The sequence below is a fragment of the Patulibacter brassicae genome (assembly GCF_033949425.1).
GTDB classification, from domain to species: domain Bacteria; phylum Actinomycetota; class Thermoleophilia; order Solirubrobacterales; family Solirubrobacteraceae; genus Patulibacter; species Patulibacter brassicae.
The window spans coordinates 79,017-96,899 of the sequence record NZ_JAXAVX010000011.1 but is presented as its reverse complement, the minus strand read 5'-3'; the positions used below and the strand labels follow the sequence as shown (position 1 = coordinate 96,899).

Below are 17,883 nucleotides of genomic sequence, written 5' to 3'. Positions count from 1 at the left end.
ACCGGGCCATGCTGCAAGGCCTCTACGCCGCCGCCGCGGGCATGTCCGCCCAGCAGTCGCGGATGGACGCCGTGTCGAACGACGTCGCGAACGTCAACACGACCGGCTACAAGTCGCAGCGCCTCGCCTTCCGCGACCTCCTCTACGTCCGCCAGGGCGTGGAGGGCGTGCAGGTCGGCTCCGGCGCCGCGGCCGAGACGCTCGGGCGCAGCCGCGCGCAGGGCGCCCTGACCCAGACCGGCCGATCGCTCGACGTCGCGCTCGCGGGCCAGGGCATGCTCGAGGTCCGGCGCCCGGACGGCACGACCGCGCTGACCCGCGCGGGCGACCTGCAGGTCGACGCCCGCGGCCGCCTGACGACGGTCGACGGCTCGTTCGTGCAGGGCGTGCGCCCGCTCCCGGCCGGCACCTCGGCCGACAGCCTCTCGATCGCCGCCGACGGCACGGTCACGAGCGCCCAGGGCACGCAGCTCGGGCGGCTGCGGATCGTCGCCGTCGCCAACCCGGACGGACTCGCCCCGGTCGGCGACAACCTCCTCCAGCCGACCGCCGCCAGCGGCGCGCCGCGCCCCGATGGCGCGACGACCGTGATCCAGGGGCACCTGGAGGCCTCGAACGTCTCGCTCGCCGACGCGATGACCGACCTCGTCGAGTCCCAGCGCGCGTTCTCCATGGCCAGCCGGGCGGTGCAGACGCAGGACCAGATGATGGAGATCGCCAACGGGGTCCGCCGATGACGGTGCCCGCCGTCGCCGGGGGCGTCCTGCCGAGCCTGCCCGTCGCGGGCGTCCCTCGCGCGGTGCGGGAGGGCGCGCGCGAGGTCCAGGACGCGTACCGCAGCGCGCTCGCCTTCGAGCAGGTCCTCGTCCAGCAGCTCGCGGAGGGGCTCACGGAGACCGCGACGCCCGCCGGCGAGGACGCCGGCTCGGCGACGAGCCAGGCGTACCGCCAGCAGCTGCCCCAGGCGCTCGCGGACGGCGTCGGCGCGGCCGGCGGCCTCGGTCTCGCGGCGCAGCTCTACCCCGGCTTCCTCCCCACGACCTCTCCCCCCGACCCCCAGCGGAGCACCCCATGACCGGCGGATCCCTCTTCGGACGCGAACTGCTCATCCACCTCGACGAGCAGCAGCGCTCCTTCGAGCGCCTCCAGATCGCCCTCGAGCTCCAGGCCCAGGCGATCCGGGAGCGCGACGTCGACGGCGTCCTGCGCCAGAGCGGCCTCATCGAGGTCGAGGGCACGTTCCGCGGCACGGTGGAGGCACGCCGCCAGGCGCTCCTGCACCGCGGTGCGGGCCTCCTCGGCGTCGACCCGGGGACCGTCACCCTCACGGACCTCTGCCAGCTCGTCGAGGGCCCCGAGGCCAACGAGGCGCAGGAGCGCAGCGACCGGCTCGTCGAGCTGCTGGAGGACGTGCGGCGGCTGCACGACGTCAACCGGGCCCTGCTCCGCCAGGAGATCGTCTTCCTCGAGCACCTCCTCTCGCTGTCGGGACGCAGCTTCCCGTCCACCTACAGCGCGCCGCGCGGCGCCCGCCGTCGCTCCTCGGAGGCGGCGGAGGCGTCGTTGCGCGCGCTCGACCTCCAGGCCTGATGCCGATCTCGAGCTTCACCGGACTGGAGACCGCGCGCCGCGGGCTGCTGGCGCAGCAGCGGGCGATCGAGGTCTCCGGGCACAACATCGCCAACCAGGCCACGCCGGGCTACACCCGGCAGCGGGCCGAGCTCACCGCCGCGCCGGCGCTGTCGCTCGTGCTCGGGGCCGGGAGCGCTCCGGTGGCGCAGCTCGGGACCGGCGCCAACCTCACCGGCATCGGCCGGATCCGCGACCAGTTCGCCGACGTCCAGTACCGCGCCCAGGTCACGCGGCTGGGCGACGTCAGCACCCGCGGCGAGCTCCTCGGCCAGGCCGAGACGGCGTTCGCCGAGCCCGGCGCGAACGGCCTGTCGGCGGCGATCGACAAGGTCTGGCGTGCGTGGAGCGACCTCGCCAACGACCCGACCTCGCTGCCCGCGCGGCAGGTGGTGCTCGACGCCACGCGGACCGTCGCCGACGCGTACGCGCAGCTCGACAGCCAGCTGGCCGCCGTCCAGCAGCACGCGGGCGAGGAGTACGCGGCGCTCACCGCCGAGGGCGGGCCGATCCACCTCGCGGCGAAGGAGCTCGCCGACCTGAACGACGCCATCGGCGCCGCCTACGCGCGCGGCGACGACCCGAACGACCTCCTCGACCGGCGCGACCTCGTGCTGGACCAGCTCGCCGAGTACGGCCAGGTGCAGGTCCAGCAGACGCTCGACGGCGGCGGGCAGCCCGTGAAGGGCAAGATCGACGTCCTGCTCGGCAGCGATCCGACCCCGATCGTCTCGGGCGGCGCGTCGCGCGAGCCGTGGGCGCTGGCGTTCGCCGCCAGCGGCCCCGGCACCGGCAAGCTCGGCGCGCTCGCGGGGATCGCGTCCGCCGGCGGCTCGGTCGACCAGTACCGCCAGGCGCTCGCGTCCTCGGCGCAGGCGCTCGCCTCGTCGATCAACGCGCTGCACCAGGGCGCCGGCGGCCCGGCGATCCTCGTGTCGGCGACCGGCCCGATCACGCCCGGCGTGGCGCGGCGTCCGCTCGACGTCGACGCCGCCATCGATCCGGCGCAGGGCGGCAGCCTCTCGGCGTTCGTCGCCGGCTCCGCGCCCGGGCTCAACGACGTGGCCACGAAGATCGGCGCGCTCGCCGGCTCGGCCGGCCCGCAGCAGTACCAGGCCCTCGTGGGCAAGATCGGCGGCGACGTCGCCGCGGTCACGCGCGAGGAGAGCACCGTGCGGGCCCTGACGACGGCGCTCGCGGACCGCCGCGACGCGGTCTCCGGCGTCTCCCTCGACGAGGAGATGGCCGACCTCATCCGCTTCCAGCGCGGCTACCAGGCGTCCGCGCGCATGCTCTCCACGGTCGACGAGATGCTCGACCAGCTCATCAACCGCACCGGGCGGGTCGGGCTGTGATCGCCCCACCCGCCCCCGCGTCCCGGCCCGTCGGCGGGCGCCCGTCCCGCCGACCCGGCCGCCTCGGCGTCCCGGGCCGCGCGCACCGTCCACACGACCACGCCGCCCGTCCCGGCGAGGAGGCTGCGGCATGACGACCCGCATCACCGGCGCGATGAGCCAGCGCCACCTGCTGACGAACCTCGCCGGCAACACGCGTCGCCTGAACGACGCCTTCGACCAGCTGTCCTCGGGGAAGGCCATCAACCGTCCCTCCGACGACCCCTACGGCGTCACCCGCGCGATAGGGCTGCGCAGCGAGCTCTCGCAGGTCGCCCAGCAGCAGCGCAACGTCGAGAACGCCCAGGGCTGGAACACCGCCTCGGACTCGGCGCTCTCGTCGGTCAGCGACCTCCTGCGCCGGGCGCGCACGCTGCTCATCGGCGCCGGCAACGACGTCGGCGGCCAGCAGTCGCGCGACGCGGCCGCGGCCGAGCTCGACCAGCTCATCGAGTCGGTGAAGTCGGCGGCGAACACGACGTACGCCGGCACCCACGTCTTCGCGGGGTCGAACACCGGCACGCCCCCGTACGCGACGGGCTCCGACGCCTACACCGGCGACGCCGGCGGGATCGTCCGCACGATCGGCCCGGGCGTCGACGTGCAGGTGAACGTCGACCTCGGTGGCCAGGTGCTCGGGTCCGGCGGCGCGGACGGGAAGGTCCTCGCGACGCTGCGCGACATCGCCGCGCACATGCGCTCGGGCACGACCGCCGACCGCGAGGCGCTGCGCTCGACCGACATCCAGGCGCTCGACGCCGGCATCGACGCGCTCGGCGCGCTGCGGGCGCAGGTCGGCGCGACCGGCAACCGGCTCGAGGGCGCCTCCGAGCGGCTCGCGCAGGTCGAGGAGAACGCGACGAAGCAGCGCTCCCTCATCGAGGACGCCGACTACGCCTCGGCGATCATGCAGTACTCGACGGAGCAGTCCGTCTACCAGGCCGCGCTGAAGTCCGGCGCGCAGATCCTCCAGACGTCCCTCGTGGACTTCCTCCGGTGAGCACCATGCCCCACGTCCTGGACAGCACCCGCTTCGGCCGGCTCGAGATCGCCGAGTCGTCCGTGATCCGCTTCCCCGACGGGCTCGTCGGGCTCGACGGCTCGCGGTTCGTCCTGCTCTCGGCCAACCCCGCCCGCGACCCCGCCCCGACCGGCGCGTTCGCGTGGCTGCACTCGCTCGACGACGCGACGCTCGCGCTGCCGGTCACGCGGCCGCAGCGGTTCTTCCCGGAGTACGTCGTCGAGCTCGACGAGCACGACGCGCCGGCCGGCCTGCGGGCGCTCGAGGACCCGGACGCCGCCGAGATCTGGGTGACGGTCCGCGCCGCCGCGCGGCTCGAGGAGTTCGTCGCGAACCTCCGCGCGCCGATCGTCGTCGCCGGCGGCCAGGGCTGGCAGGTCCTGAACGCCCACCGCGACGCGGCCCTGCGCGTGCCGCTCGGGACCGGTGCCGTCGCGCCGGGGCCCGCGCCGGCGCCCGTCCGCACGACGAGCACCGCCGCCGCCTGACCCCGGAGCGCGCCGCCCGGTCGACCGAGGTCCCACGGATCTCGGTCCCGGCGGGGTAACCTGCCGTCCATGACCGCGTCCGGAGCCGCTCGCACGTGCTGATCGTCAGCCGCAAGGCGGGCGAGCAGGTGATGATCGGCGACGACGTCGTCGTCACCGTCGTCGAGGTCAGCGGGCAGACGGTGCGGCTGGGCATCGAGGCGCCCCGCTCCCTCCCGGTCTACCGCGCCGAGCTCTGGGCCTCGGTGCGCGACGAGAACCGCGCCGCCGCCGCCTCGGCCGACGACGCCCCGCCGCTGCCGGAGGACGCATGAGCGACGCCCCGCCCCCCGCGCGCCGGCTCACCGACGCCGACGTCCAGCTGCGGCCGTCGCGGCCCTTCGCGGCGAACCTCGCCATCGTCGTCGGGGCGTTCGCCGGCGCGACGCTCGTCGCCGAGCTCGCGGGTGCCGCGAACCTCGGGACCGCAATGAGCTTCGGGCAGATCGGCTTCGCGATCGCGCTCGTGTACGTGCTCGTCCGGCGCTGAGCGACGCAGCCGCTGGCGCGTTCGACCACGTCGCGCGCTACCGTGCTCGCCGTGCTGCGTCGCCGTCTCCCCGCCGTCCTCCTCGTCCTGCTCGTCGCCCTCGTGCCGGCCCTCGCGGCCCAGGCGTCGGATGCCGGGCTGCGCTCGATCGTGCGCAAGCACGAGGCGCCGCTGCGCAAGGCGCAGGCGGACGTCGCCGACTCGCTGGTGAAGGTCGTCCGGCCGAACCCGTCGACGACCCAGGCCAAGCGCCTGAAGGCGCGCGTGAAGACGCTGCGCTCCCGCGTGGCGACCGTCGCCCGCGCGCTGCGCGACGAGGACGGCGACGGCTTCGCGACCGCCGAGGCGCAGGAGCAGGCCCTGCGGGGGCTGACGCAGCTGCGGCTCGGCTACACCGACATCGACAAGGCCGTCTCGCGCTTCGCGGTGCCGAAGAAGAAGCTGCCGAAGAGCGCCGCCGGGATGCGCAAGCTCTACAAGCAGATCGAGACCGAGGTGAACCGCGGGCTCAAGCGGATCACCACCGGCAACGCCGACCTGAAGCGCGCGTTCGACGTGATCCTCGGCCGCGTCGTGCCGACGACGCCGGCGGTGCCGCCGACGGAGACGACCCCGGCGCCCGCTCCGGAGCCCGTGCCCGTGCCGGTCGACCCGGTCCCGGTGCCGACCGAGACGACGCCGGCTCCGGCGCCCGCCGGCTGAGTCGCCGGCCGCGGGCCCGCGCCTCCGCGCCCGCGTCGTCGTCCCGGAGCCCCGGCTCCGGACGCCGGCGCCCGCACCCGAAGCGCCGTCCGCCGCGCCGCCGGAGCGCCGTCGACCGGGACTCAGCGGCGTCGGGCGCGACCCGGGCGCCCGACGGCCGCCGGCGGCGGCCGGTGGCGCTCGAGCGCCGCCGCGAGCGCGAGGGGCGCCCCGCCGAGCAGCAGGGGCAGCAGCGCCAGCGGCAGCGCGATCGGTCGCGCGCCGCGGTCCTCCCCCGCCCCGAGCGCGCCGACGACGAGCAGCACGACTGCCCCGCCGAGCCCGAGCAGGACCGTCGCCGTCACCCCGGTGCCCGTCGGTGCCCGCGCTGCCGCAGCGGCCATCGCCAGGAAGCCCAGGGGCAGCAGCGCCAGCGCGACGGCGCGGTCGTCGGACCCCAGTCCCAGGCCGTCCAGGAGCTCGAGCAGGTCGTCGCCGGCGGGCCAGCCCACCGCGGCGCCGAGCGCGGCGACCGCCGCCAGCGCGCCGGCGAGCGCCCCGAGCGACGCGAGCCGCGCCACGCCGACCCGGCGCGCGGGGCCGCTGTCCGCAGCGCGACGCGTTCGCAGGAGCACCGCGAGCCCGAGCAGGACCAGCGCGAGCGCGAGGCGGCCGCCGCGCGGCGCCCACGCGATGAGCAGCAGCGCCCCGACGCCGAGCGGCGCGGCAGCCGCCGGGACGAGACGAGCCGCCGGCCGCGGGGCGGTCACGTCGACGTGTCCCGACGGGCGACGACGCCGGCGGCGTCGGACCGGACGTCGACGACCGAGGCCGTCATCCGTCGCGGCGCGCCGGCAGGACGCCGAGCTCGGTCAGCCGCCGGTCGAACGCCGCGATCCGCTCGGTGTCTGCGTAGAAGTCGTCCTGCTCGACGACCTTGCCCCAGCGCGTGCGCACGACGATCGCGGTGCGATTCGCGTAGAGCTCCTCGCCGGCGGGGCCCACGGCCCGGTCGTCGAACCGCGCGACCGCGGTGAGCGCCCACGGCGGGCCGCCGATCCACAGCTCGCGGATCTCTCCGCGCAGGCCGGCGGCGACGAAGTCGCGCAGGAAGCGCTCGATGGCGGCACGGCCGCGATGCTCGCCGGCCCACCGGTGCTCCCCCTCGGCGAAGCGCAGCACCGCATCGTCGGCGAACCCCGCCAGGAACGGCCCGGGGTCGCCGTCTCCGAGGCGGGCGACGTCTGCGCGGAGCTTCGCCAGGAGCGCGGCTCGCAGGGCCGCGCGCCCGGCGAGGGCGGCACCGGCGCCGAGGAGGACGGGGCGAAGAGCGGACACGGGACGGCTCCTTGGGGCGGAAGGGACGGGCTACCGACCCTACGACCCACGTGACGGAGGCGCCAGCGCAGCCGGACGCCACGCCATGTTCGGTATCCGGATCCGCTTTCACGGGTCGGCCGATATCGCGGCGTCGTATGATCGCCCCATGGCGTCGATCGTCGGCTTTCCGAACCCGGTCAACGAGAAGGCCGCGCGGGTCGTCGCCGGCGTCGTGGCCCTCACCTCGCTCGTGGCGCTCGTCACGGGCTGGCACTGGCTCCTGCTGCCCCTCGCCTACGGGTTCATCGCCCGGGCGATCACCGGCCCGACGCTCAGCCCGCTCGGACGCTTCGCGATGGACGTCGTCGCCCCGCGCCTCGGCGAGCCCAAGCGCGTCCCGGGCCCGCCGAAGCGGTTCGCGCAGGCGATCGGCGCGGTCGCCACGACGATCGGCGCGGTCGTCGGCGTGCTGCTCGGCGTGGAGGCCGTCGCGATCGTGATGCTCGCGATGATGGTCGTCTTCGCGACGCTCGAGTCCGTCTTCGCGTTCTGCGTGGGCTGCCTCGCGTTCGCCGGCCTCATGCGCATCGGGGTGATCCCCGAGGACACCTGCGAGGCCTGCAACGACATCTGGTCGCGCTACGGGCGCGACGGCGCCGCCGGTCCCGGACCGGCCGCCACCGACGCCGCCTGACCGGCGCGCCGCGCGACCGTCAGGTCCGTGCGGCGGCCAGCGCGACGAACGGCTCCAGCGCGGCCGGGTCCCGCAGCGACTCGCGCGACGCCGCCTGCTCCGGCGGGGTCCCGGTGAGGATCCGCTTCACCGGCACCTCGAGCTTCTTGCCCGAGAGCGTCGTCGGGATCGCGGGCACGAGCCGCAGCTCGTCCGGCACGTGGCGCGGCGAGAGCGATCGCCGCAGCGCTCGCGCGCAGGTGGCCGCGAGCTCGTCGCGCAGCGCCGCGCGCCGGTCCTCGTCCTCGGGCACGCCGCCCGCCGGGGCGACGAAGAGCAGCAGCCGCCCGGCCCCGCCCGGATCCTGCTCGTCCTCGAGATGGACGACGAGGCTGTCCGCGACGCCCTCCTGCTCCTCGACGACCCGGTAGATCTCGGCGGTGCCCAGGCGCACCCCGCCGCGGTTGAGGGTCGCGTCCGAGCGCCCGCCGATGACGAGCGACCCGTCGTCGCGGACCGTCACCCAGTCGCCGTGGCACCAGCGACCGGGGAAGCGCTCGAAGTACGAGGCGCGGTAGCGCGACCCGTCCTCGTCGCCGAGGAGCCCGATCGGCATCGACGGCATCGGCGAGCCGATGACGAGCTCGCCGGTCTCCCCGTGGAGGGCCGTGCCGTCCTCGCCGAGCGCCCGGACGTCGCAGCCGGGCCAGGCGCCGGAGATCTCGCCGGCGCGGACCGGCAGCAGCGGCGAGCCGCCGACGAAGGCCGTGCAGACGTCCGTGCCGCCGGAGATCGAGCTCAGCAGCAGGTCGTCGACGTCCGGCGCCGCCGGATCGACGGGCCGCGGCGCGACCGCCTCGTAGACCCAGCTCCAGCCCTCGGGCGGCAGCGGCGCTCCCGTCGAGCCGACGAGGCGCAGCGCCGAGAGGTCGGCGAGCTCGCGGGGCACGAGACCGGCCTTGCGGCAGGCCATGAGGAACGGCGCGCTCGTGCCGAGCTGCGTCACGCCCTCCTCCCCCGCCATCCGCCAGGTCTCGCCGAGGTCCGGCGCGCCCGGGTCGCCGTCGAAGAGCACGATCGCGGCGCCGACGAGCAGGCCGGAGACGAGGTAGTTCCACATCATCCAGCCGGTCGTCGAGAACCAGAAGAACCGGTCCTGCGGTCGTTCGTCGGGGTCCTCGTCGCCGGAGCGCAGGTCCTGCATGAGCGCCAGCGCCTTGAGGTGCTCGAGCGTCATGCCGCCGTGACCGTGCACGATCGGCTTCGGCAGCCCGGTCGTCCCGGACGAGAAGAGGACGTAGAGCGGGTGGTCGAAGGGCACGGGCTCGCACCGCAGCGCGGCGGGCTCGGCGAGCAGCGCGTCCCACGTCAGGCGGGCCGGTCCGGCGCCGTGGAGCGCGTCCTCGCCGTCGGGGTGCAGGTAGGGGACGGCGACGACGTGGCGCAGCGACGGCAGCGATCCGACGATCTCGGCGGCCTGCGCGCGCCGGTCGATGGCCTTCGCGCCGTAGCGGTAGCCGTCGCCGCAGAGCAGGACGTCGGGCTCGAGCTGCCCGAGCCGGTCGACGACGGAGCGGACGCCGAACTCCGGCGGACAGGACGCCCAGGTCGCGCCGAGCGCCGCGCTGGCCAGGAGCCCGATCACCGCCTCGGGGACGTTCGGCAGGTACGCCGCCACCCGGCTGCCGCGCCCGACGCCGAGTCGGGCCAGGCCCGCCGCGCACCGGGCGACCGCGTCGCGCAGCTCGTCGCGCGAGAGGGCGATCCGCTCGCGGGTCTGGGAGCGGGCGATGATCGCGGGGGCGTCGCCGCGGTGGGCCAGGGCGGCCTCGGCGTAGTTCAGCGTGCCGCCGGGGCACCAGCGGGCGCCCGGCATCGCCGCGTCCGCGAGGAACGCCTCGGGACGAGCGTGCCAGGGCACCCCGAGCGCGTCGGAGACGTGCCGCCAGAAGCCGTCGGGATCCTCGACCGACCACGCGACGAGGTCCCCGTGGCCGTCCAGCGGGCGGCCCGCCGCGGCGCTCGCGGAGGCCACGAAGCGGCCCAGTCGCGTGCGGTGCCGCGCCTCCTCGGCCACGCCGCGCAACAGCGCGCCGCGGGCTGCGTCCTCGGTCACGTGGAGTCCTCCCTCGCCATCGGTCGACCGTCCCCCGCAGCCTATGGCCCGCGCGGCGCGCCCGCGGGCGTCCTGCGCCCACCCCTGCGGCGTCGCTCGCCCACCGGAACGGGACGCGCGGGCCGTCCGCCCGCCGCGATCCGCGACGGGCACCCGTCCGGCGCCGCGCACCGGCCGCTACCCTCCCGCGGGTGCACGCGCTGCTCGCCGACCTCGCCACGCCGCTGGCCCTGATGCCCGAGTGGCTCAGCCCGCGGCACATCTTCGAGGAGTACGGCCTGATCGCGATCGTCGCGATCATCTTCGCCGAGACCGGCCTCCTGATCGGCTTCTTCCTGCCCGGCGACACGCTGCTGTTCAGCGCCGGCATCCTCGCGAAGCTCAACCCGAACGGCGACCCGCTGTGGCTCATGCTCACCGCGGTCCCGATCGCCGCGATCGCCGGCAACCTCGTCGGCTACGAGATCGGCCGCCGAGCCGGCCCCGCCATCTTCACCCGCGACGACTCGCGGTTCTTCCGCAAGGAGCACCTCGTCCGCTCCCACGCGTTCTTCGAGCGCTACGGCCCCCTGACGATCTTCCTCGCCCGCTTCGTGCCGATCGTCCGGACCTTCGCCGCGGTCGTGGCCGGCGCGGTGCAGATGGAGTACCGGAAGTTCGTCATCTGGTCGATCCTCGGCGCGGTCGCCTGGTGCACCGGCCTCATCCTCGTCGGCTACGGCGCGGCCTCGCTGCTGCCCCGCAGCACCGCGGAGTGGATCGAGGGGCACATCGACCTCCTCATCATCGGCGTCGTGCTCGTCACCGTCGCCTCGGTGGTCTTCGAGGGCTTCCACGGCAAGCACCGGCGCGAGAAGGCCGCGGCGGCCGGCGCCGACGCCGGGCAGGCCACGGCCGACGTCGTCACGGGCGCCGCCCCCGGCCCGGAGGCCGTCGACCCCGCCACCGGCGAGCGCCGCGAGGCCGCCGGCCGCGCCGACTGACCGGCGCGCGGGACGCGCCGCCACGACGGGCGCGACGCGGCGACGGCCGACGCCGCGCACGTCGCACGCCCCGCCGGCTCGGGCGCGCGACGCACGGCGCACGCCGACCGCGCCCGGCACGTCGCGTGCCGCGCCGGCCGACGCACGTGACGCACCGCGCACGCCTCGGCCGCGGCCGGCTTGCCCGCGCGCGGCGGCCCCGCGACGCCCTACTTCTCGCGCGTGCCCTGCTCGCGCATCGCCTTGCGCGCCAGGCGGCGGATCTCGCGCTGGCGCCGGCGCTCGGCCCGGGCCGCCGCGGCCGAGCCGCGCACGGGCGTGGCGCCCGGCTCCTCGAAGCCGTTCGGCGGCGCGTCCGGCGCCGGCAGCTGCGGCGCCGGGGCCGGCGTCGTCGCGCTGCCCCGGGACGTCGTCGACGTCCGGGCCGGCGTCGGCGGCGTGCCGGCCGTCGTCGTGCCCTGGCCCAGCGACACGATCCGCCACTCGCCGTCGGCCTCGCGCAGCTGCAGGACGTCGCGGGAGGGCCGCTGTCCCGCCGCGGTCGTCTCGATCCCGACGCTCGCGCGGTCGTCGGCGACCGCGACGCTCGTGATCCGCACCCGCGGCTCGCGGACCTCGCCCAGGCCGGTCGCCAGCGCGCGCTCGCACGGCAGGCCGATCGCCGCCAGCCGCTGGCGCAGGTCGTCGGCGAGCAGGTCCTCGCAGATGAGCCCGTAGTCCTTCGCGGCGACCGCGTTGCCGAACCGCTCGACGCTCGCGCGCGCCCGGTCGCCGTCGTCGACGGTCCACGAGCGGATGGCGAGGACGACCGCGACGATCGCGGCGAGGGCGAGCACTCCGGTGATGACGCGACGACGCACGGGGTCAGCCTATCTGTGGCGCGACGGCCGGGTCCCCGACCGCGCCGGCTTCGCGGCGGAGCGCCGTCGATCCGCCGACGGGCCGCGGTCCGAGCGGTCCCGGGTCGTACGATCAGCCCATGTCCGGGTCCGGGAACCTGCCGTGGATGCGCTGCTACCGGTGCTGGTCGACCTCGCTGGAGCTGCACGTCCACTACGACGGCATCCACCGCGTCGACGCCACCACCGGCACGCCCGCGATCGCCGTCGAGGAGCACCAGGAGGCCGTCGTGCAGTGCCTGGACTGCATGCACGACCAGCCGCACATGCTCTTCCGCGACGGCCGGCTCGTCGCCGACGACACGCGCTGGGAGCGGCTCGTCATGGGCACGCCGTGGGTCGCGTCCTGCACCGTGACGGTCGCCGCCGACGAGGTCGAGAGCTGCTCGGGCCCCGAGGCCGGCGAGCAGCTGAGCTTCGCCGCCCTCGGCGACGCCGGCACCCAGGAGTTCTTCAGCCACGTCCGCTTCCACACCCACGAGGACGACCGGATCGTCGTGCACCTCCTCGTCGAGCTCTACGCCCGCTCGGCCGACGAGGCGGGCGAGGTCCTCGAGCAGTCCGCCCAGGGACCGCTCGTCATCACGTCCCTGGCCGAGGAGTCGCGTCCGCCCGCCGTCTCCTCCGACGGCGGGGGCCATCCGTGAGCACCGGTCCGGCGGTGCCGCTGGAGCCCGGCGACGAGCTCGACCTGCTCCTGCGCCCGCTGACGGCGGCGGACCATCCCGCGGTCCTCGCGCTGAACGCGGCGTCCGTCGCCGTGCTCAGTCCGCTCGACGAGGCCCGCCTGACGGAGATCGCCGCGCGCTGCACCGCGGCGTTCGTCGTCGAGGACGCCGCCGGCGCCGTCGTGGCCTTCTGCCTGGCGCTGCCCGAGGGCACGGACTACGACGGCGACCACCACCGGTGGTTCGCCGAGCGCTACGACCGCTTCCTCTACCTCGACCGGATCGTCGTCGCCGCGGGCGCCCGGCGGCGCGGGGTCGGATCGCTGCTCTACGACGCGTGCGAGGCGATCGCCGCCGCGCACGGCCGGATGCTCTGCGAGGTCGACGTCGAGCCGCCCAACCCGACCTCGCTGGCGTTCCACGCGGCCCGCGGCTACGTCGAGGTCGGCCGCCGCACCGGCCCGACCGGCAAGGCCGTCGCGCTCCTCGCGAAGGAGCTCCAGGACGGCTAGGCCTCGCGCTCCGCGATCGCCCAGAGCCGCCGGATCGCGAGGGTCGCCGCGGCCGCCGTCGAGGCCTCCTGCCCGCGCGGGTCGGCCGGCAGGTCCCGCAGCAGCGCCCGCAGGCGGCCCCGGTCCGATGCGCAGCGCTCGATCCACGCCTCCACGGCGTCGCCCGGTGCCGTGCCGGCGTCCGCGGCGGCCAGCGCGGCGCGGGCGATGTCCGCCCGCGCCTCGAGCAGGTCGTCGCGCAGCCCCTGCGCGGCCCAGCGCGTCGTCCGCTCCCCGCGCGGCAGGGCGTCGATCGCGTCGTGCAGCGCCTGCAGGCCGAGCAGCGGCTCCGTCCGCAGCGTCGCCACCGCGACGTCGAGGACCGAGCGGTCGATCCGCTGGGCGCCGGCGACCACCCACGGCGCCAGCTGCAGCGCCGGACCGGCGTGGACGGCACGGGCGAGCTCGGCGGGCACGCCCGCCTCGATCGCCGCGACGACGCGCGCCTCGCGCGCGTCGCTCGGCGCCAGGTCGTCGAGCCGCTCGCGGATCTCGGCCATCCCCTCGCGGTGACGCTCGATCGTGACGGCGAGGTCCTCGTCGCCGTCCCGCGCGCCGGCGAGGTGGAAGCGGCTCGTCGCGCGCACGAGCTCGTCGACCACGGCGCGCAGGCCCCAGCGGACGTCGGGCTCGACGTCGGTCTCCTCGACGGCGGCCCACCACCGGCGCGCGTCCGCGGCGCCGATCGCGATCCGCAGGGCCCGGACGACCCGCGAGGGCGGCACGGCGAACTCCGCCGCGCGGCGGGCCACGATCGTCGGCCCCATGGTGTTGACGACCTCGTTGGCGAGGATCGTCGCGACGAGCTCGCGGCGCAGGGGGTGCTCCGCCACGAGGTCCCCGAAGCGCTCCCGCAACGGCGCCGGGAAGTACGCGGCGAGGTCGCCCTCGAGGCCTGGGTCGTCGGGCAGCGGCGAGTCGAGGAGGGCGCGGCTGATGGAGAGCTTCGCCGACGCGACGAGCACCGAGAGCTCCGGACGGGTGAGCCCCCGACCCGCCGCCCGTCGGTCGGCGAGCTCCTCGCCCCCGGGCAGGTCGAGCGTCGCGCGGTCGAAGTGCCCCTCGTGCTCGAGGCTCGTCATGAGCTCCTCGGCGGCCTGGGTGCGCTCGGCGGCCCGGCGCTCCTCGCCCGTCAGGACGCGCGCCTGGGCCACGCTGTCGTCGAGGACGTGCGCCACGACCTCGTCGGTCACCTGCTCGAGCAGCGCGTTGCGCTCGTCCCCGTCCAGCAGGCCGCGACGGACCGCGTCGTCGAGCAGGATCTTGAGGTTCACCTCGTGGTCGGACGAGTCCACGCCGGCGGAGTTGTCGATGAAGTCCGCGTTGATGGCGCCGCCCGCCATCGCGAACTCGATCCGAGCGGACTGCGTGAAGCCGAGGTTGCCGCCCTCCCCCACGACCCGGCAGCGCAGGTCGCGCGCATCGACGCGGATCGCGTCCGAGGCGCGGTCCTCGGCGTCGGCGTCGCGCTCCCACGACGCCTTGACGACCGTCCCGATCCCACCGTTCCACAGCAGGTCGACCGGCGCGCGCAGGATCGCCTGGATGAGCTCGCTGGGCGCGAGCCGCTCCGCCTCGATCCCGAGGGCCTCGCGGATCTGCGGCGTCGTCTCGACGTGCTTCGCGGTCCGCGGGAAGATCCCGCCGCCCTCGCTGAGCAGGGCGCGGTCGTAGTCGTCCCAGCTCGAGCGCTCGAGCTCGAACAGCCGCCGGCGCTCCTGCCAGGAGGCCTCGGCGTCCTGCGGGTCCGGGTCGAGGAAGACGTGCCGGTGGTCGTAGGCGGCCACGAGGCGCAGCGATCGCGACAGGAGCATCCCGTTGCCGAAGACGTCGCCGGACATGTCGCCGATGCCGACCGCCGTGATCGGGTCGGACTCCGGGTCCACCCCGCGCTCGAGGAAGTGCCGCTTCACCGACTCCCACGCCCCGCGCGCCGTGATGCCCAGCGCCTTGTGGTCGTACCCGGCCGAGCCGCCCGACGCGAACGCGTCGCCGAGCCAGAACCCGCGCCGGACGGCGATCTCGTTGGCGGTGTCGGAGAACGTCGCGGTGCCCTTGTCGGCGGCCACCACGAGGTAGTGGTCCTCGCCGTCGAGCACGCGCACGTGGTCGGGATGCACCACCTCGCCGTCGCGCAGGTCGTCGGTGACGTCCAGGAGCGCGCTGATGAACGTCACGTAGCCGCGCCGCACCGCCTCGCGCGCCGTCGCCTGGTCGGTCGGCGCCGGGCCCCGCAGCAGGAAGCCGCCCTTCGCCCCGGCCGGGACGATCACGGCGTTCTTCACCATCTGCGCCCGCATGAGGCCGAGGACCTCGGTCCGGTAGTCCTCCCGATCGGACCACCGCAGGCCGCCGCGCGCGATCATGCCGCCGCGCAGGTGGATGCCCTCGACGTCGTGGCCGTGGACGTAGATCTCCCACAGCGGCGTCGGGTGCGGGATCGCCGGGACCTCCGCGCTCTTGAGCTTGAAGGCGAGCGCACCGCGTCCGGGGACGTAGGCGTTCGTCCGGTACGTCGCGTCGATCGCCTGCAGCTGGTTGCGGAGGATCCGGTCGTGATCCAGCGAGGAGACCTCGTCGAGGTCGGCGAGGATCTCGTCGCGCAGCGCCTGCTCGGCGGCCTCGTCGCGGGGCTCGTCGACCCGCGGCGCGGCGCCCGGGTCGTCCGAGCCGGGACCGCCGAAGCGCAGCTCGAACAGCCGCACGAGCTTCTCGGTGATGGCGTGGTGCTGGACGATGACGTCGTTCTGGTAGCGCTCCGTGAACCGCGAGCCGATCCGCTGGCGGTAGCGGCGGTAGGCCCGCAGGACCTCGAGCCGATCGTGGGCCAGCGGTGTCAGGACGACGAGCCGGTTCAGCGTGTCGGACTCCGTCTCGCCCCGCCACGCGGCCGTGATCGCCGCGGCGACGCGGTCGCCGCAGCGGTCGAGGTCGAGCGGGCCGTCGGGGCCCAGCACGCCGAAGTCCTGGATCCACACCGGCTCGCCGCCCCGCAGCTGCGTCGGGCGCTCCTCGACGACGTGCAGCCCGAGGTGCTCGAGGATCGGCATCGCGCGCGAGAGCTCGACCTTCGCGCCGCGGACGACGAACGCCACGCGGGTCGTCCCGGCGTCCTGCGCCTCGCCCGGCTCGTGCTTCAGCGTGACGAGCAGGTCGTCCGAGCCGGTGCTGAGCTGCTGGAGCGCCTCGATGTCGTGGACCGCGCCGACCGGGTCGGCACCCGCCTTGTAGTGACCGGGCAGCCGCGGGCTCCAGCGCGCCGCCAGGACGCCGCCGCGCTCCTCGCCGTGGCGCGCCACGAGCGACTCGCGCAGCCGGTCGTCCCAGCTGCGGGCGATCCGCTCCGCGGCCTCCTGCAGGCCGTCGACGTCGACGCGGCGCAGCCCGTCGGGGTCGTAGAGCTGCAGGTGCAGGTAGGCGTGGTCGCCCTCGCCGAGCACCTCGTGCGTCGCCATCCGGTCGGTCCCGAAGCGCTCGCGAGCGAGGTCGCGCAGGGCGTCGCGCACGCCGGCGTCGTAGGAGCTGCGGGGCACCGCGACGACGATCGTCGCGGTGCGCCCGTCGGCGGTCTCCCGCGCGTGGAGCGCCACCCGGCCGGGCCCGAGGTCGACGAAGCGCACGAGCGTGCGGCGCACGTCGGCGGCCGAGAGCGCGAACAGCTCGTCCTTCGGGAAGGAGTCGAAGAGCGCGACGATCGCCTTCCAGTCGTGCGAGCCGGGCAGCACCCGCTCGTCGCGGAGGATCCGGTGCAGCGTGCCGCGCAGCAGCGGCATCTCGCTCGCCGGCGACGCGTAGGCGCGCGACGCCACGAGCAGCACGACCCGCCGCAGGAGCGCGCCGTCCGGACCGTCGACCCGCACCGCGACGTCCTCCATCCGCGCCCGGCGGTGGACCGGCGACAGGGCGACCGTGTGGCCGATCGAGATCAGCTCGCCGCCGCGGAGGCGCTCGAGCGTGCCCTCGGCGGGCGGGTCGATCGGCTCGCGACCGGCGGCACCGGCCTGCTCGGGCGCGAGCAGCCCCAGCGCGCTGCCGGCGACGAGCGCGCCGTCGTCGAGCCGGTGGTCGGCCGCGCCGAGCAGGACGGCGTTCTCCTCGCCGAGCCAGCGCAGGAACGCGGCGACCTCGTCCGGGTCGTCGCCGGGGTCCTCGTCCGTGGCGGTCTCCGCGTCGTCGCGGGGACGCAGGCCGTCGCGGCCGACGCGTGCGAACGTCCGCCCGTCGCCGTCGCGCGCGACGGCGTCGGCGATCTCCTGCACGCGGTCGCGCAGGGCGCGGAAGTCGGCGACGATCCGGCGCGCGTCGGAGAGGGCGCCGCGGACGGCGTCCTCCAGCGCGGCGACCTCCTCGGGGCGCAGCCGGCGATCGAGCTCGACGTGCACGAGCGACTCCGCGCGCGTGCCCTCCTGCTCCTGGCGGGTGCCGGGATCGTCGGGCGTCGTGTCGCTGTCGAGGGTGATGATCCGCCGCAGCCGACGGCGCTCGTCGCGCTGCACGCCGACGACGGGGTGGCGCACGACGCGCGGCTCCAGCCCGTGCGCGCGGACCTGCTCGAGGATCGTGTCGACGAGGAACGGCTGGTCGGCGGCGTTCGTCTCCAGGACGCTGCCGGGCGTCTCGTAGCCGTCGTCGTCGCGGGTCGGGGTGAAGACGCGGACCGCGACCGTCCCGTCGGCGCGGCCGGCGGCGAGGACGAGGAGCCCGGCGAGGACCGCCGCCTCGTCGCCGACGTCGCCCGGCGCGTCGCGCCGGAGGTACTCCCCGACGAGGGCGTCGAGGCCCTCGAGGCCGTCCGCCGCGGTCGCGGGGATCGCGTCGAGCACTGCCTGGACCATCGACTCGTCCTGCACGGATCGTCCTCTCCCGGCGCCGTCCTCGCCGGCACCGCTGTCGGGGGACCCGACCCTAACGACGCCGGACCCGCCCCCGTG

At 75.9% G+C, this 17,883-nt stretch carries 18 protein-coding genes; 13 read left to right on the top strand and 5 right to left on the bottom strand.

Annotated elements, in window-relative coordinates; genetic code table 11:
• Positions 1-8 precede the first annotated feature (8 nt).
• The 9 genes from SK069_RS16515 to SK069_RS16475 all read left to right on the top strand — a co-directional run bounded on the left by SK069_RS16515 (position 9) and on the right by SK069_RS16475 (position 5,763).
• On the top strand, positions 9-737 hold the full coding sequence (locus SK069_RS16515; protein WP_319955351.1) for a flagellar hook-basal body protein: 729 nt from the start codon (positions 9-11) through the stop codon (positions 735-737).
• Entirely contained in the window at positions 734-1,075 is a 342-nt protein-coding gene (locus SK069_RS16510) for a hypothetical protein (protein WP_319955350.1), read from the top strand. The genes SK069_RS16515 and SK069_RS16510 overlap by 4 nt, the downstream gene beginning before the upstream one ends.
• Positions 1,072-1,590 carry a flagellar export chaperone FlgN gene (flgN, locus tag SK069_RS16505; RefSeq protein ID WP_319955349.1) on the top strand — a complete coding sequence of 173 codons (519 nt, stop codon included), beginning with the start codon at positions 1,072-1,074 and terminating at the stop codon, positions 1,588-1,590. The genes SK069_RS16510 and flgN overlap by 4 nt, the downstream gene beginning before the upstream one ends.
• A complete protein-coding gene (gene flgK / locus SK069_RS16500) occupies positions 1,590-2,984 on the top strand; it encodes a flagellar hook-associated protein FlgK (protein WP_319955348.1) in 1,395 nt (464 codons plus the stop codon). The genes flgN and flgK overlap by 1 nt, the downstream gene beginning before the upstream one ends.
• A gap of 130 nt (positions 2,985-3,114) precedes the next feature.
• Positions 3,115-4,023 (top strand): flagellar hook-associated protein FlgL, encoded by a 909-nt coding sequence (gene flgL, locus SK069_RS16495; RefSeq protein ID WP_319955347.1) that lies wholly within the window; start codon positions 3,115-3,117, stop codon positions 4,021-4,023.
• A 5-nt stretch (positions 4,024-4,028) separates the two neighbouring features.
• Positions 4,029-4,532, top strand: coding sequence for a flagellar assembly protein FliW (gene fliW / locus SK069_RS16490; RefSeq protein WP_319955370.1), 504 nt, complete (start codon positions 4,029-4,031; stop codon positions 4,530-4,532).
• Positions 4,533-4,627: 95 nt separating this feature from the next.
• Positions 4,628-4,846, top strand: a complete 219-nt coding sequence (gene csrA, locus SK069_RS16485) for a carbon storage regulator CsrA (protein ID WP_319955346.1) — start codon at positions 4,628-4,630, stop codon at positions 4,844-4,846.
• Positions 4,843-5,061, top strand: a complete 219-nt coding sequence (locus SK069_RS16480) for a hypothetical protein (RefSeq protein ID WP_319955345.1) — start codon at positions 4,843-4,845, stop codon at positions 5,059-5,061. The genes csrA and SK069_RS16480 overlap by 4 nt, the downstream gene beginning before the upstream one ends.
• A gap of 51 nt (positions 5,062-5,112) precedes the next feature.
• A complete protein-coding gene (locus SK069_RS16475) occupies positions 5,113-5,763 on the top strand; it encodes a hypothetical protein (protein ID WP_319955344.1) in 651 nt (216 codons plus the stop codon).
• Between the two features lie 122 nt (positions 5,764-5,885).
• Here SK069_RS16475 and SK069_RS16470 read toward each other — a convergent pair whose 3' ends face one another.
• Together SK069_RS16470 and SK069_RS16465 are read right to left on the bottom strand one after the other, a co-directional pair.
• Positions 5,886-6,512, bottom strand: a complete 627-nt coding sequence (locus SK069_RS16470) for a hypothetical protein (RefSeq protein ID WP_319955343.1) — start codon at positions 6,510-6,512, stop codon at positions 5,886-5,888.
• A 64-nt stretch (positions 6,513-6,576) separates the two neighbouring features.
• The gene (locus tag SK069_RS16465) at positions 6,577-7,080 is read right to left on the bottom strand and encodes a nuclear transport factor 2 family protein (RefSeq protein WP_319955342.1); all 504 of its coding nucleotides are present in this window, start codon (positions 7,078-7,080) and stop codon (positions 6,577-6,579) included.
• A gap of 148 nt (positions 7,081-7,228) precedes the next feature.
• Here SK069_RS16465 and SK069_RS16460 point away from each other — a divergent pair, with 148 nt between their 5' ends.
• A complete protein-coding gene (locus SK069_RS16460; protein WP_319955341.1) occupies positions 7,229-7,756 on the top strand; it encodes a DUF4395 domain-containing protein in 528 nt (175 codons plus the stop codon).
• A 19-nt stretch (positions 7,757-7,775) separates the two neighbouring features.
• Here SK069_RS16460 and SK069_RS16455 read toward each other — a convergent pair whose 3' ends face one another.
• Positions 7,776-9,851, bottom strand: coding sequence for an acetoacetate--CoA ligase (locus SK069_RS16455; protein ID WP_319955340.1), 2,076 nt, complete (start codon positions 9,849-9,851; stop codon positions 7,776-7,778).
• Positions 9,852-10,042: 191 nt separating this feature from the next.
• Between SK069_RS16455 and SK069_RS16450 the strand changes: the two genes are divergently transcribed.
• Positions 10,043-10,834, top strand: a complete 792-nt coding sequence (locus SK069_RS16450) for a DedA family protein (RefSeq protein WP_319955339.1) — start codon at positions 10,043-10,045, stop codon at positions 10,832-10,834.
• A gap of 209 nt (positions 10,835-11,043) precedes the next feature.
• On the opposite strand, the gene SK069_RS16445 is transcribed toward SK069_RS16450, so the two are convergent.
• Positions 11,044-11,694, bottom strand: coding sequence for a nuclear transport factor 2 family protein (locus SK069_RS16445; RefSeq protein WP_319955338.1), 651 nt, complete (start codon positions 11,692-11,694; stop codon positions 11,044-11,046).
• Positions 11,695-11,813: 119 nt separating this feature from the next.
• Here SK069_RS16445 and SK069_RS16440 point away from each other — a divergent pair, with 119 nt between their 5' ends.
• Positions 11,814-12,380, top strand: a complete 567-nt coding sequence (locus SK069_RS16440; RefSeq protein WP_319955337.1) for a hypothetical protein — start codon at positions 11,814-11,816, stop codon at positions 12,378-12,380.
• Complete coding sequence (locus SK069_RS16435) at positions 12,377-12,913, top strand: GNAT family N-acetyltransferase (protein WP_319955336.1); 537 nt, start codon at positions 12,377-12,379, stop codon at positions 12,911-12,913. The genes SK069_RS16440 and SK069_RS16435 overlap by 4 nt, the downstream gene beginning before the upstream one ends.
• On the opposite strand, the gene SK069_RS16430 is transcribed toward SK069_RS16435, so the two are convergent.
• Positions 12,910-17,802, bottom strand: coding sequence for an NAD-glutamate dehydrogenase domain-containing protein (locus SK069_RS16430; protein WP_319955335.1), 4,893 nt, complete (start codon positions 17,800-17,802; stop codon positions 12,910-12,912). The genes SK069_RS16435 and SK069_RS16430 overlap by 4 nt on opposite strands.
• Positions 17,803-17,883: the final 81 nt, after the last annotated feature.